The organism is Bradyrhizobium sp. HKCCYLS3013 (assembly GCF_051167615.1).
Lineage (GTDB): Bacteria > Pseudomonadota > Alphaproteobacteria > Rhizobiales > Xanthobacteraceae > Bradyrhizobium.
In genome coordinates, this window is record NZ_JBNPTK010000010.1 from 59,114 (window position 1) to 72,564 (window position 13,451).

Consider the following 13,451-nt stretch of genomic DNA (forward strand, 5'->3'; position numbering starts at 1 on the left):
GCGCTTGTGCAGTGCGACACCTTGACTTGACGGTGCCAACCGCGCAAAGCGGCGCCCATGAGCGCCATTTCGCCGCACTCCGCCCCGGACCTCGCGTCGAGCCACCCGCTGCTGCGGCCGTGGCTTTCGCGTCCATTCCCGGCGGTGATGGGCATTCTCAACGTCACACCGGATTCGTTCTCGGACGGCGGCCGTTTCGATGCGCCGGAACGGGCGATCGCGCAGGCCGAGCGCATGATCGCGGCCGGCGCCGACATCATCGACATCGGCGCCGAGTCGACCCGCCCCTACAAGGGCGCGGTGCCGGTCACAGCCGAGGAGGAACTGGCGCGCCTGCAGCCGATCCTGCCTGCGATCGTCGCACTCGGCGTGCCCGTGTCGATCGACAGCATGAAATCTCAAGTTGCAGGTTACGCGCTGGACCATGGTGCCGCAATCGCCAATGATGTGTGGGGCCTGCAGCGCGATCCCGCGATGGCCGCGGTCGTCGCCGCGCATGGCGCGCCGGTCGTGGTGATGCACAACCGTGCTGCCGTCGATCCGGAGATCGACATCATCGAAGACATGCTGGGCTTCTTCACGCGCTCGCTGGACATCGCGGCCAAGGCCGGCATCTCCATTGGGAACATCGTGCTCGATCCCGGTATCGGCTTCGGCAAGACGCCGCAGCAGAGCATGACGGCGCTGGCCCGGCTCGATGCATTCGCACGCTTCGGGCTGCCGCTGCTGGTCGGCGCATCGCGAAAACGTTTCATCAGCACCGTGGTGGCGTCGGAGCCGCAGGAGCGGCTCGGCGGCTCGATCGCGGCGCATCTGATTGCGGCTCGGCGCGGTGCTGCAATCATCCGGGCGCATGACGTCGTCGAGACGGTTCAGGCCGTGCGCGTGACCGCGGCAATCGAGGCACTGCGATGACCGATACGATCTTCATCAAGGGCGTTCTCATCCACGCGCGTCATGGCGTGATGGAGCATGAGAGCGAGGTCGGCCAGCGCTTCGTCATCGACCTCGAACTCTACACCGATCTGTCGGACTCCTCGCGCAGCGACCGCCTCGCCGACACCGTGTCTTATTCCGACGTGGTGGAGACGGCGACGGCGGCGTTCAAGGACACCAACTACCGCCTGCTCGAACGCGCGGCCGGCGCGGTCGCCGATGCGATCCTGTCGACCTTCGCCCGCATTCGCGCCGTCAAGGTCACGGTGCACAAGCCGCATGCGCCGATCGCCGCCATCTTCGAGGATGTCGGCGTCGTGCTGACGCGCTCGCGACATCCGTGACGGCGATGGCAAGCGCGCTGGTTGCTCTCGGCGGCAATGTCGGCGACGTCAGGGCGACGTTCCGGCGCGCCATTCCGGAGATCTGCGCGCGTGCCTCGGCTGCGCTCGTTGCGCGGTCGTCCGACTACACCACGCCGCCTTGGGGCGAGGAGCAGCAGCCGCCCTTCATCAATGCCTGCATCGAGATCGCAACCGCGATGCCCCCACGGCGGCTGCTCAGCGCTCTGCACGCGGTCGAACGCATGTTCGGCCGCGATCGCGCGCAAGAGACGCGTTGGGGTCCGCGGACGCTCGACCTCGATCTGATCGCCTATGACGACATCGCGGTCGACACGCCCGATCTGACGCTGCCGCACCCCCGGCTGTTCGAACGCGGCTTCGTGCTGGTGCCGTTGTCCGAGATCGTGCCGGCGCGACGGATTGCCGGGCGCCGCGTCGACGAGGCCGTGCTCGCCGTTTCGCGCGACGGAATCCGGCCGCTGCCGTCAGCCGAATAGCTGACATCTCCGGCCAAACAACCGTTTGGCTTGGCCGCCCTGACGTGGCATTTTGCGCCACAACAATCGCGATAACAGACGCCCCGGGAGACGCGTGCCGACATGACGACCGAGACCGACGATCTGCGACTGGCGGCCGATTTCGCTCCGGCCGGCGAGGCGGACTGGCGCAAGCTGGTCGATGGCGTGCTGAAGGGTGCGGCCTTCGAGAAGCTGGTTGGCAAGACCTATGACGGGCTCGAAATCCAGCCGATCTATCCGCGCGCCAAGCATGCCGCGCCGGTCGCGGGCCGCGCACCATCAGCGCCGTGGCAGATCATGCAGCGCGTCGATCATCCCGATCCGGCCAAGGCCAATGCGCAGGCGCTGATCGACCTCGAGAGCGGCGCGACCGGTTTGTCGCTGGTATTTGCCGGCTCGAATGCCGCGCATGGCTTTGGCCTCGCCGCCAACGCCGACGCGGTGGCGCGCGCGCTCGACGGCGTGCATCTCGATGCTGCGATTGCAATCGAATTGCAGCTCGGTGACTCGCTCTCGCCCGCCTCGCTCGTCGCCGATATCGTCAAGCAGCGCGGCATCGCGGCCGCGGCCTGCGACATCCGGTTCGGCCTCGATCCGATCGGGGACGCCGCTGTTCGCGGCGCAAGCACGCATGACGCATCGACGCTCGGCGGCAATTCGGGCGCGCTGGTCAGGCAGCTGCACGAGGCCGGCTTCAAAGGCCCGTTCTTCGCCGCCGACGGCCGCGTCGTGCACGACGCCGGCGGATCGGAGGCGCAGGAGCTCGCCTTCGTGCTCGCCTCTGGTGTCGCCTATCTGCGGGCGCTCGAAGCCGAAGGCATCGCGCTCGAGACCGCGCGCGGCATGATCTATGGCCGGCTCGCCGCCGACACCGATCAGTTCCTCACGCTGGCGAAATTCCGCAGCCTGCGCCGGCTGTGGGCACGCGTCGAGGAGGCGTGCGGGCTGGCACCGAAGCCGCTCTTCATCTCGGGCGAGACGGCGTGGCGCATGCTCACCCGGCGCGATCCTTACGTGAACATGCTGCGCGCCACCATCGCCGTGTTTGCGGCCGGGCTCGGCGGCGCCAACGCCGTGACGGTGCTGCCGCATACGACCGCGCTCGGCCTGCCCGACGCGTTCGCGCGCCGCGTCGCCCGCAACACGCAACTGGTGCTGCTGGAGGAAAGCAATCTCGCCCGCGTCGCCGATCCGGCCGCCGGCGCCGGCGGCGTCGAGGCGCTGACCAGCGAGCTGTGCAGCGCCGCCTGGGCCCTGTTCCAGGAGATCGAGAAGGCCGGCGGCGTGGGCGCGGCTCTGCAGACCGGGCTGATCCAGTCCAAGGTCGCCGCGGTCAAGGCGGTGCGGGATGCCAACATCGCGAGGCGCCGCGACGTGCTGACCGGCGCCAGCGAGTTTCCAAATCTCAACGAGGCCGCGGTCGCGGTCGAAGCGCTCGCACCGGTGGCGCCGCAACCGATCGACAAGGCTTCGCTCACCTTCGCCGCGCTCGCGCCGATCCGTCTCGCGGACGGTTTCGAGAAGCTGCGTGATCGCTCGGACGCGCTGTTGGAGCGCCAGGGACAGCGCCCCTCGGTGTTCCTCGCCAATCTCGGCACCGCCGCCGACTTCACCGCGCGCGCCACCTTCGCCCGCAGCTTCTTCGAGGCCGGCGGTATCGCCGCGATCGACGGCCAGGGCGGCGCCGATCCGGCCGCGCTCGCAGATGCCTACCGCGCCTCCGGCGCCGCGATCGCCTGCCTTTGCTCGTCCGACAAGGTCTATGCCGACGCCGCGGTTCCCGCTGCCAAGGCCCTTCAGGCCGCCGGCGCGCGACATATCTATCTGGCAGGCCGCGGCGGCGAACAGGAAGCTGCGCTGCGCGAGGCCGGCATCGGCAGCTTCGTCTTTGCCGGCGGCGACGCATTGAAGACGCTCGCGGACGCCTACGCGCATCTGGAGTCAGCATGACCGACGAAAGCAAACCCGTCCTCACCGGCGGCTGCCAATGCGGCGCGATCCGCTACGCGCTGATGTCGGCGCCGAGCAAGGTCAGCATCTGCCATTGTCGGATGTGCCAGAAGGCTTCGGGCGCGCCGTTCGCGTCGTTCGCCGAAATCAACAATGAGAGCTTCGCCTGGACCCGCGGCCAGCCAGCCGCGTTCAATTCCTCCTCGATCGCGATGCGCGACTTCTGCAGCCAATGCGGCACGCCCCTGAGCTTTCGCCGCATCGACGGGCCGCGCATCGAGATCATGACCGGGACCTTCGACCGGCCGGACCGGGTGGTGCCGACGCGGCAATATGGCTCGGAATCCCGGCTCGGCTGGGTGGTCGCGATCGCCAACCTGCCGAGCCAGACCACGCAGCAGAACTACGGACCGGAGAAGATGGCTGGTATCGTCAGCCATCAGCATCCGGATCATGACTGAGCGATGAGGACACGAGGCCATGAGCCGCATTCCTGATTTCAGCGCCATCGCGTTCGAACCCATCGCAGCCCCCGCGCCCGCGGGGACCGCCGAGCCGTGGCTGACGCCGGAAGGCATTCCGGTGAAACCGGCCTATGGCGAGGCCGATCTCGCCGGCATCGACTTCCTCGACACCTGGCCCGGCATCGCGCCCTATCTGCGCGGCCCCTACCCGACCATGTATGTCAACCAGCCCTGGACCGTCCGGCAATATGCCGGCTTCTCCACGGCGGAGGATTCCAACGCCTTCTACCGGCGCAATCTCGCCGCCGGCCAGAAGGGTCTTTCGGTCGCGTTCGATCTCGCCACCCATCGCGGCTATGATTCCGATCACCCGCGCGTCGGCGGCGACGTCGGCATGGCCGGCGTCGCGATCGACTCGATCTACGACATGCGCACCTTGTTCGCCGGCATTCCGCTCGACCAGATGAGCGTGTCGATGACCATGAACGGCGCGGTGCTGCCGATCCTCGCGCTGTTCGTCGTCGCCGCCGAAGAACAAGGCGTGCCGCCGGAGAAGCTGTCGGGCACCATTCAGAACGACATTCTGAAAGAGTTCATGGTGCGCAACACCTACATCTATCCGCCCTCGCCCTCGATGCGGATCATCTCCGACATCTTCGCCTTCACCTCGCAGCGGATGCCGAAGTTCAACTCGATCTCGATCTCCGGCTATCACATGCAGGAGGCCGGCGCGACGCAGGACCTCGAGCTCGCCTACACGCTCGCCGACGGCGTCGAATATCTGCGCGCCGGCATCGCCGCGGGGCTCGACGTCGACCGCTTCGCGCCACGGCTGTCGTTCTTCTGGGCGATCGGCATGAACTTCTTCATGGAGGTCGCCAAGCTCCGCGCCGCGCGGCTGTTGTGGGCGAAGCTCCTGAAGCCGTTCAATCCGAAGGACGCGCGCTCGCTGTCGCTGCGCACGCACAGCCAGACCTCGGGCTGGTCGCTGACCGCGCAGGACGTCTACAACAACGTGGTGCGCACCGCGGTCGAAGCGATGGCCGCCACGCAAGGCCACACCCAGTCGCTGCACACCAACGCGCTCGACGAGGCGCTGGCGCTGCCCACCGACTTCTCCGCGCGCATCGCCCGCAACACGCAATTGTTCCTGCAGCAGGAGAGCGGCACCACCCGGATCATCGATCCCTGGGGCGGCTCGTACTACGTCGAGCGTCTCACCCGCGATCTCGCCGCGAAGGCCTGGGGCCACATCCAGGAGATCGAGGAGCTCGGCGGCATGGCCAAGGCGATCGAGGCCGGCGTGCCGAAGCTGCGCATCGAGGAGGCCTCGGCCAAGACCCAGGCGCGGATCGACACCGGGCGCCAGTCCGTCATCGGCGTCAACAAGTACAAGCCGACCGACGAGCCGCCGCTCGACGTTCTCAAGGTCGACAATTCCACCGTGCGCCGGCTGCAGATCGACAAGCTGTCGCGGCTGAAGTCCGAGCGCAAGCAGGCCGAGGTCGACGCGGCGCTGGCGGCGCTGACGCGCTCGGCCGGCGACGGCAACGGCAACCTGCTGGCGCTCGCGATCGACGCCGCGCGCGCCAAGGCCACCGTCGGCGAGATCTCCGACGCGCTGGAAAAGGTGTTCGGCCGCCACCGCGCCGAGATCAAGTCCATCACCGGCGTCTACAAGCGGGAGATCGCCGCCATGTCCGGCAAAGCCGAGAAGCTGCAGGCGCTGATCGAGGCGTTCGAGGAGGCGGAAGGCCGCCGGCCGCGCATCCTCGTCGCCAAGATCGGCCAGGACGGCCACGACCGCGGCCAGAAGGTGATCGCGTCCGCTTTCGCCGACATCGGCTTCGACGTCGACATCGGGCCGCTGTTCGCCACCGCCGACGAGGCGGCGAGGCAGGCCGTCGAGAACGACGTCCACATTCTCGGCGTGTCGTCGCTCGCCGCCGCGCATCTCACCGCGGTGCCGGAGCTCAAGGCCGCGCTCAAGAAGCAGGGCCGCGAGGACATCATGATCATCGTCGGCGGCGTGGTGCCGCCGCAGGATTACGACGCGCTGTACAAGTCCGGCGCGGAAGCGATCTTCCCGCCGGGCACCGTGATCGCCGACGCCGCCGAGGAACTGATCCACAAACTCAACGCGCGGCTCGGCCACAGCCAGGCAGCGGAATAGTTTTTCGAATCCGCGAGCGCAGCTCTCCGGCGTACGATCGTCAGATCGTGCGCCGCTACGTTTTTGCAGATGAACCTCAGCATTCCCTGGCGATACGCATCTTCATCCGCTGGATATTGATAGCCATGACCCGTTCGACACTTTGCGCCGCTGCGCTGCTTGGCCTGTTCCTGGCCGCCCCGGTCCTCGCCGCCGATCCCAAGCCGGACGCCAGCATCAACACCAAGGCGGTCGAGGCCAACGTGACGCTCGATGCCCGGATCAGGGCGGACGCGCCGCTCGCCGCCTACTGCCTCGCCGACGGCAAGAAGTGGATCGACAAGAACGCCGCTGACGCCGCCAAGGAGCGCAAGGAGGATCCGGAAACGTTCCGCGACGGCAAGTGGTCGTTCGAGCGCAGATATTCCATTCGCTCGGTCGTCGCCGACCGCTACGTCAGCATCCTCCGGGACGACTACATGGACACGCGCGCCGCGCATCCCAACAGCGACGTCAACACCATCCTCTGGGACAAGGCCGCGGCCAAGCCGATCAGCATCCGCCCGTTCTTCACCGACACCGCCGACAACGGCCCCACGATGAAGGCGATGCTGAATGCGGTGATCACGTCGCTGAAGGCCGAGAAAAAGAAGCGCGACGCCACGGAGACGGCGACCGCCGAATGGTTCAAGGGGCTGGAGCCGAAGCTGCTGAAGATCGGCGCCGTGACGCTCGCTCCCTCCACGGAGGCCGGAAAGAGCTCCGGCCTGACCTTCCACTACCCGCCTTACGCGGTCGGCCCTTACGCCGAAGGCCAGTACGTCGCCTTCGTGCCGTGGGAGACGCTGAAGCCGTATCTTTCACCGGAGGGCCAGGCGATCTTCGGCGGCGCCAGGCCGAAGGGGGATGCGGAAGACCAGTGAAGCCAACCGGCGGCCGTGCAGCCGATGGCTGGATATGCTAGACTGTCCTCATGAACGACGTCGCTGACATTCGCCTCATGACGATCATCGGCCGGCTGCAGGCCCTTGCGCCGGCCCTGCGAAAGGCCGGCATCACGCGACTGTCGCTGTTCGGTTCGCGTGCGCGCGGCGACGCCCGTCCCGACAGCGACCTCGACGTTCTCGTTGAAACTACGCCCCCCGGATTCCCTCCCGCCTTCGATCACTTCAAGGCCCAGCACCTCATCGAGGACGACATCGGACTGCGCGTCCAAATCACGCAACGAGCGCGGTTAAAGCGGCGGATCGTCGATCGAATTGCCGATGACCTGATCGAGGTGTTTTGAGATGCCTCCGACCGTCGAAGACCGGCTACGGGACATTGCCGAAGCCATTGCGGAAATCGAACAGCTTGTCGCCGGTGCCGATCTCGCGGCCTTCAGCTCTGACCGCCTGTTGCGCCTGGCGACCGAGCGCCTGCTCGAGATCATTTACGAGGCCTCCCGCAACATTCCCGACAGCATCAAGAGCGAGAGTCCGACTATCCACTGGCGGAAAATGATCGACTTCGGAAACCTGCTGCGGCATGCCTATCACACCACCGACGTTGCCGTCGTCTGGGATGTCATAGCCAGTGAACTGCCGGCTTTGAAAACGTTCGTCAGCGGCAAGCTCACCGACTTGAAGTAGAATGATCTCGCGGGGCACCGACACCACCTCATTGGCCTATGCGCTCCGCGCCGGCAGCCGCGCCGCGCTGGCGCGCGCGATCACGCTGGTCGAGAGCCGCCGTGCCGACCACCAGGCCGCCGCGCGGGAGCTGGTGCAGGCGCTGCTGCCGCAGACGGGGCACGCGATCCGCGTCGGCATCACCGGCTCGCCCGGCGTCGGCAAATCCACCACGATCGATGCCCTCGGCATGTACCTGATCGGACAGGGCCACAAGGTCGCGGTGCTCGCGGTCGACCCGTCCTCGGCGCGCACCGGCGGTTCGATCCTCGGCGACAAGACGCGGATGGCGCGATTGTCCCATCACGAGCAGGCCTTCATCCGCCCCTCGCCCTCCTCCGGCACGCTCGGCGGCGTCGCCGCCAAGACGCGCGAGGCGATGCTGCTGTGCGAGGCCGCGGGCTTCGACGTGATCCTCGTCGAGACCGTCGGCATCGGCCAGTCCGAGACCGCGGTCTGCGACATGACCGATTTCTTCCTCGCGCTGATGCTGCCCGGCGGCGGCGACGAGCTGCAGGGCATCAAGAAGGGCCTGGTCGAGCTCGCCGACATGATCGCGATCAACAAGGCCGATGGCGACAACGTCAAGCGCGCCAACATCACCGCCGCCGACTATCGCGGCGCGCTGCATCTGCTGGCGCCCCGCTCCGAGCATTGGCATCCGCCGGTCGTGACCTATTCGGCCATATCAGGCACAGGCATCGCCGAGCTGTGGCAGAAGGTGCGCGATCATCGCAAGGCGATGATCGCGTCCGGCGAGTTCGCCGCGCGGCGGCGCGACCAGCAGGTGAAATGGATGTGGACCATGCTGGAGCAGCGCCTGATGGCCCGGCTGCGCACCGATGCGTCGATCCGCGCGAAAGTGAAGAAGCTGGAGAGCGATGTCGCCGAGGGCCGCGTCGCGCCGGCGCTGGCCGCCGAGCAGCTCGCGGAGATGCTGAGTTGAGCGAGCGAACGCGCATCCTGATCACCGGATTCGGCCCGTTCCCCGGCGCGCCGTCCAACCCCACCATGCCGCTGGTGAAACGGCTCGCGGCGCTGCGGCGCCCGGCGCTGGCTGATGTCGACATCTCCAGCCACATCTTTCACGTGACCTACGATACCGTCGATCGCGAGCTGCCCGCATTGATCGCCGAGCGGCGCCCGCATGCGCTGTTGATGTTCGGCCTCGCGGGACGAACATCCTATCTGCGGATCGAGACCCGTGCCCGCAACGCGGTCACCACCACCTTTCCCGATGCCGACCGCCACGTCGCGCACAAGGGCCTGATCGTCCCGGGCGCGCATCCGATCTCCTTCGGCCCGCACATGGCGCGACTGCTGCGCGCGGCACGCGCTACCGGCATCGATGCGCGGGCTTCGCGCGATGCCGGCAGCTATCTTTGCAACTATCTGAGCTGGCGCGCGATCGAGGCGACCAGGGCCGCCGACGGCCCGCGGCTCGCCGCCTTCATCCACATCCCGCCGCTGCCGCGCTCCGGCACGGTACTGCCACAAGGCAGCCCCCGCATCACGCTGGACGCGCTGGTCGATGCCGGCGAAGCCATGCTGATGGAGCTGGTGAAGCTGGCGCGGCATCGAGGCCGAGCGTAAAGATTTAACCCTACCCGCAACAAACAGCCGCTGCGACCGTCCGACCAAGCCGGCCGTGAGCGCTTTTGCGTTATCTCGGCAAGCGAGAACTGACCAACGCGAGCCTGACATCATGGACGTCAACCGCCGCAACCTGCTCGGGACTTCAGCGGCCGCCGCTGCCGCCGTGCTGGCGCTGCCGAGTGAACCGGCGCAGGCTGTCCCCTTGATCTCCACGCTCGGCCGCGACGCCACCCAATTTGGCGTCAAGCCCAACAGCCCGGATGACCAGACCCGTGCCCTGCAGCGCGCGATCGACGAGGCGGCGCGGGCGCAGGCGCCGCTGGCGCTGCCGCCGGGCACCTACCGGAGCTCGATGCTCAGGCTCGCCAAAGGCAGCCAGTTGGTCGGCGTCCGCGGCGCCACGAAGCTCGTGTTCACCGGCGGCGGCCCGTCGCTGCTCTCGGCAGAAGGCGCCGATGGCCTCGGCATCAGCGGCATCGCGCTCGACGGCGGCGGCATCGCCCTTCCCCAGCGGCGCGGCCTGCTTCACGTTGCAGCCGGCAACGATGTCAGGATCCAGGACTGCGAGGTCACGCGCTCCGGCGGCAGCGGCATCTGGCTCGAGCAGGTCTCCGGCGATGTCAGCGGCAACGTCCTGACCGACGTCGCCGTCACCGCGATCGTGTCGTTCGATGCGCTCGGCCTGATCGTGTCGCGCAATGCCATCAAGGGCACGCGCGACAACGGCATCGAGATCCTGCGCACCGCGATCGGCGACGACGGCACCATGGTGCTCGACAACTTCATCGCGGACATCAAGGCCGGCCCCGGCGGCTCGGGCCAGTACGGCAATGCCATCAACGCCTTTCGCGCCGGCAACGTGATCGTGCGCGGCAACCGCATCAGGAATTGCGACTACTCAGCAGTGCGCGGCAACTCGGCCTCCAACATCCAGATCGTCGGCAACAGCGTGACCGACGTGCGCGAGGTCGCGCTCTACTCGGAGTTCTCGTTCGAGGGCGCCGTGATCTCGGGCAATACGGTGGACGGCGCCGCGTTCGGCGTTTCCGTCTGCAACTTCAACGAAGGCGGCCGCATCGCGGTGGTCCAGGGCAACATCATCCGCAACCTGATCCCGAAGCGACCGATCGGCACAGCACCTGACGACGATGCCGGTATCGGAATCTATGTCGAGGCGGACTCCTCGGTGACCGGCAACGTGGTCGAGAACGCCCCGTCCTACGGCATCGTCGCCGGCTGGGGCCGCTATCTCCGTGACGTGGTCATTTCCGGCAACGTGATCCGCAACGCCCTGGCGGGCGTCGGCGTGTCGGTCGTCCCAGGCACAGGCACGGCGATGGTCGGCAACAACGTGATCTCCGGCACGCCGCGGGGCGCCGTGATCGGGCTCGATCACATCAAGCCGGTCACCTCAGACCTGACGCAGGACGGCGCGCAGCGATTTGCGCAGCTCGTGGTCAGCGGCAACGCCGTGCGCCCAAGCTGAGCCTGCCCTCCTCTCAGGCGCGTATTGGTCGAAGGCCAGGCCTGACTTGCGTCAGGGCGACGCCGATGATTGCGAGCAGCCCACCCGCAATCAACCGGGGGGTCACGAGGTCGCCAAGGAATAGAACGCTCGAAACCACGGCGAACATTGGGAGTAACAGGCCAAAGGGCGCCACGCGGCTCATCGAGCAGCGTGCGATCAACCAGAACCAAAGGCCAAACCCGACAATTCCTCCAATGAATATCGTGTAGGCGAGCGCCAGCCAGCCGCGCCCATCCGCTGCGACAAGGCTGCCCAGTTGCCCATGTTCAACGAGCAACGACATCAGCATCACCTGCGGCACCGTGAGCAGCGACGACCATGCCGTCAGCATCAGAGGGTCAAAAGGGCCGTAGCGCTTGGTCAGAACGTTGGACACCGCGAATGCGAAGGCTGCTCCAACCACCAGCAGCAGCGGAAGCACGTTTGCCGACAGGCCCGGCCCGGCCGCCAGCACGACCACGCCGACGAAGGCAAGCGCGACTCCAGCGGACGTGGTGAGAGACGGCCTCTCCGCGAGCAGCGGCCACGCCAGCAGAACGGTGAACGGCGTCGCGAGTTGATACGCAACGGCCGACATGCTGCCCGAGCCGAGCCCAAGGCCGACATAGAACAGCCCGAAGTTCAGTCCGCCGAGAAAAAGGGAAATTGCTGCGATATGACCGAGCTGTCGACGGGTGGGTGTTTTGACGAACGGGACGAGCAGCAGAGCGATCGCCAGAAAGCGAAGCGCGAGGAAGAACAGCGGCGGAAACTCCGTCACGCCGACCTTGATGACCACGAACTGATAACCCCAGAGCAAAGGAACGGCCACGGCGCAGACGATCTGGATGGCAGACATGGAACCCTTCCTTTCAAGACCGATCAGTCCAGATATTGACGCACCCATTGCCGAGGCCTCGATCTGTGATCTAGCTGATGAAACGATCGATCAGAGCGTCGACGGTGGCCTGCGATGTGATGGGTGTCGGACCCGGTTTGGCGACCACGCGCAGCCCCTCGACGAAACAGACGAGGATGCGCGCGGCGCTTGAAGGCTCGACGCCATCGGCCAGCCTGCCCGCCGCCATCGCACGAGACAATGCATCCGCCACCTTGACTTCCATCGCTTTGAAAAAGCCCGCGATGCGTCGGCCGGCTTCGGCATCCTGACCAGCAAGCTCCATGGCCGTGGCCACCAGCAGGCAGCCGCGCCGGCCATTGGCGCCGCGCGTACGTTCGACGTAGCCGCTCAGGTAGACCCGCAGGCCGTCGACGGGGTCTCTGCCGGGGTCGAGCTCGCTCTCCATCCGTGTCAGGGCATCGGCGATGTAGCGGTCGAGTGCGAGCAGGAACAGCGAGTGCTTGTCACCGAAGGCGGCGTAAAGGCTGCCGCGAGAGAGCTTCGTTGCGCGAAGAAGGTCCGGGAGCGCGGTGGCGTGGTAGCCGCGCGACCAGAACACACCCATGGCCCGTTCGACAGCGGCATCCACATCGAAACTTCGCGGGCGGCCACGTTGCAACTGCATCGGGGTTGGGCGGCTCATGGACGATATATAGACCGAACGGTCCTCAAATCGCAAGCCGCTTCGCGCAACACCATCAGGGGCACGCGTGACAACGGCATCGGATCCTGCGCACAGCGATCGGCGACGACGGCACCATGGTGCTCGACAATCGCATTGAGGACATCAAGGCCGGTCCCGGCGGCTCGGGCCAGTACGGCAATGCCATCAACGCCTTCCGCGCCGGCAACGTGATCGTGCGCGGCAACCGCATCAGGAATTGCGACTACTCAGCAGTGCGCGGCAACTCGGCCTCTAACATCCAGATCGTCGGCAACAGCGTGACCGACGTGCGCGAGGTCGCGCTGTACTCGGAGTTCTCGTTCGAGGGCGCCGTGATCTCCATCGCGGTGGTCCAGGGCAACATCATCCGCAACCTGATCCCGAAGCGACCGATCGGCACAGCACCTGACGACGATGCCGGTATCGGAATCTATATCGAGGCGGACTCCTCGGTGACCGGCAACGTGGTCGAGAACGCCCCGTCCTACGGCATCGTCGCCGGCTGGGGCCGCTATCTCCGTGACGTGGTCATTTCCGGCAACGTGATCCGCAACGCCCTGGCGGGCGTCGGCGTGTCGGTCGTCCCAGGCGCAGGCACGGCGATGGTCGGCAACAACGTGATCTCCGGCACGCCGCGCGGCGCCGTGATCGGGCTCGATCACATCAAGCCAGTCACCTCGGACCTGACGCAGGACGGCGCGCAGCGCTTTGCGCAGCTCGTGGTCAGCGGCAACGCTGCGCGATGAGTC

14 protein-coding genes and 1 pseudogene are annotated in these 13,451 nt (G+C 66.9%); 13 read left to right on the forward strand and 2 right to left on the reverse strand.

The genetic code is table 11. The annotated features are described in order from the left end of the window. Positions 1-57 precede the first annotated feature (57 nt). The 12 genes from folP to ACQR1F_RS18885 all read left to right on the forward strand — a co-directional run bounded on the left by folP (position 58) and on the right by ACQR1F_RS18885 (position 11,116). Positions 58-915 (forward strand): dihydropteroate synthase, encoded by an 858-nt coding sequence (folP, locus tag ACQR1F_RS18830; RefSeq protein WP_434899719.1) that lies wholly within the window; start codon positions 58-60, stop codon positions 913-915. Further along, positions 912-1,280 (forward strand): dihydroneopterin aldolase, encoded by a 369-nt coding sequence (gene folB / locus ACQR1F_RS18835; RefSeq protein ID WP_315804226.1) that lies wholly within the window; start codon positions 912-914, stop codon positions 1,278-1,280. The genes folP and folB overlap by 4 nt, the downstream gene beginning before the upstream one ends. A gap of 5 nt (positions 1,281-1,285) precedes the next feature. Next, positions 1,286-1,777, forward strand: coding sequence for a 2-amino-4-hydroxy-6-hydroxymethyldihydropteridine diphosphokinase (gene folK, locus ACQR1F_RS18840; RefSeq protein ID WP_316218106.1), 492 nt, complete (start codon positions 1,286-1,288; stop codon positions 1,775-1,777). Between the two features lie 102 nt (positions 1,778-1,879). Then, positions 1,880-3,748 carry a methylmalonyl-CoA mutase family protein gene (locus ACQR1F_RS18845; protein ID WP_434913624.1) on the forward strand — a complete coding sequence of 623 codons (1,869 nt, stop codon included), beginning with the start codon at positions 1,880-1,882 and terminating at the stop codon, positions 3,746-3,748. Next, positions 3,745-4,209 carry a GFA family protein gene (locus ACQR1F_RS18850; protein WP_434913625.1) on the forward strand — a complete coding sequence of 155 codons (465 nt, stop codon included), beginning with the start codon at positions 3,745-3,747 and terminating at the stop codon, positions 4,207-4,209. Before ACQR1F_RS18845 ends, ACQR1F_RS18850 begins: the two co-directional genes overlap by 4 nt. Before the next feature lie 19 nt (positions 4,210-4,228). Beyond that, the gene (gene scpA, locus ACQR1F_RS18855) at positions 4,229-6,385 is read left to right on the forward strand and encodes a methylmalonyl-CoA mutase (RefSeq protein ID WP_434913626.1); all 2,157 of its coding nucleotides are present in this window, start codon (positions 4,229-4,231) and stop codon (positions 6,383-6,385) included. Positions 6,386-6,510: 125 nt separating this feature from the next. After that, positions 6,511-7,287, forward strand: a complete 777-nt coding sequence (locus ACQR1F_RS18860) for an RsiV family protein (protein WP_316182550.1) — start codon at positions 6,511-6,513, stop codon at positions 7,285-7,287. Positions 7,288-7,337: 50 nt separating this feature from the next. Next, a complete protein-coding gene (locus tag ACQR1F_RS18865; protein ID WP_434847190.1) occupies positions 7,338-7,652 on the forward strand; it encodes a nucleotidyltransferase family protein in 315 nt (104 codons plus the stop codon). Position 7,653: 1 nt separating this feature from the next. Beyond that, a complete protein-coding gene (locus tag ACQR1F_RS18870; RefSeq protein ID WP_434913627.1) occupies positions 7,654-7,995 on the forward strand; it encodes a HepT-like ribonuclease domain-containing protein in 342 nt (113 codons plus the stop codon). Position 7,996: 1 nt separating this feature from the next. Continuing rightward, positions 7,997-8,980 (forward strand): methylmalonyl Co-A mutase-associated GTPase MeaB, encoded by a 984-nt coding sequence (gene meaB / locus ACQR1F_RS18875; RefSeq protein WP_434913628.1) that lies wholly within the window; start codon positions 7,997-7,999, stop codon positions 8,978-8,980. Then, entirely contained in the window at positions 8,977-9,627 is a 651-nt protein-coding gene (locus tag ACQR1F_RS18880; RefSeq protein ID WP_434913629.1) for a pyroglutamyl-peptidase I, read from the forward strand. The genes meaB and ACQR1F_RS18880 overlap by 4 nt, the downstream gene beginning before the upstream one ends. A gap of 112 nt (positions 9,628-9,739) precedes the next feature. Next, positions 9,740-11,116 (forward strand): TIGR03808 family TAT-translocated repetitive protein, encoded by a 1,377-nt coding sequence (locus tag ACQR1F_RS18885; protein WP_434913630.1) that lies wholly within the window; start codon positions 9,740-9,742, stop codon positions 11,114-11,116. A 13-nt stretch (positions 11,117-11,129) separates the two neighbouring features. Here the strand turns inward: ACQR1F_RS18885 and ACQR1F_RS18890 are convergent, their stop codons facing one another. After that, a complete protein-coding gene (locus ACQR1F_RS18890; protein ID WP_434913631.1) occupies positions 11,130-11,996 on the reverse strand; it encodes a DMT family transporter in 867 nt (288 codons plus the stop codon). Between the two features lie 70 nt (positions 11,997-12,066). Continuing rightward, positions 12,067-12,663, reverse strand: a complete 597-nt coding sequence (locus ACQR1F_RS18895) for a TetR/AcrR family transcriptional regulator (protein WP_434913632.1) — start codon at positions 12,661-12,663, stop codon at positions 12,067-12,069. A 54-nt stretch (positions 12,664-12,717) separates the two neighbouring features. On the opposite strand from ACQR1F_RS18895, the pseudogene ACQR1F_RS18900 reads away from it, so the two are divergent. Next, positions 12,718-13,448: pseudogene (locus tag ACQR1F_RS18900) on the forward strand (TIGR03808 family TAT-translocated repetitive protein); the annotation flags it as partial. Between the last annotated feature and the right edge of the window lie 3 nt (positions 13,449-13,451).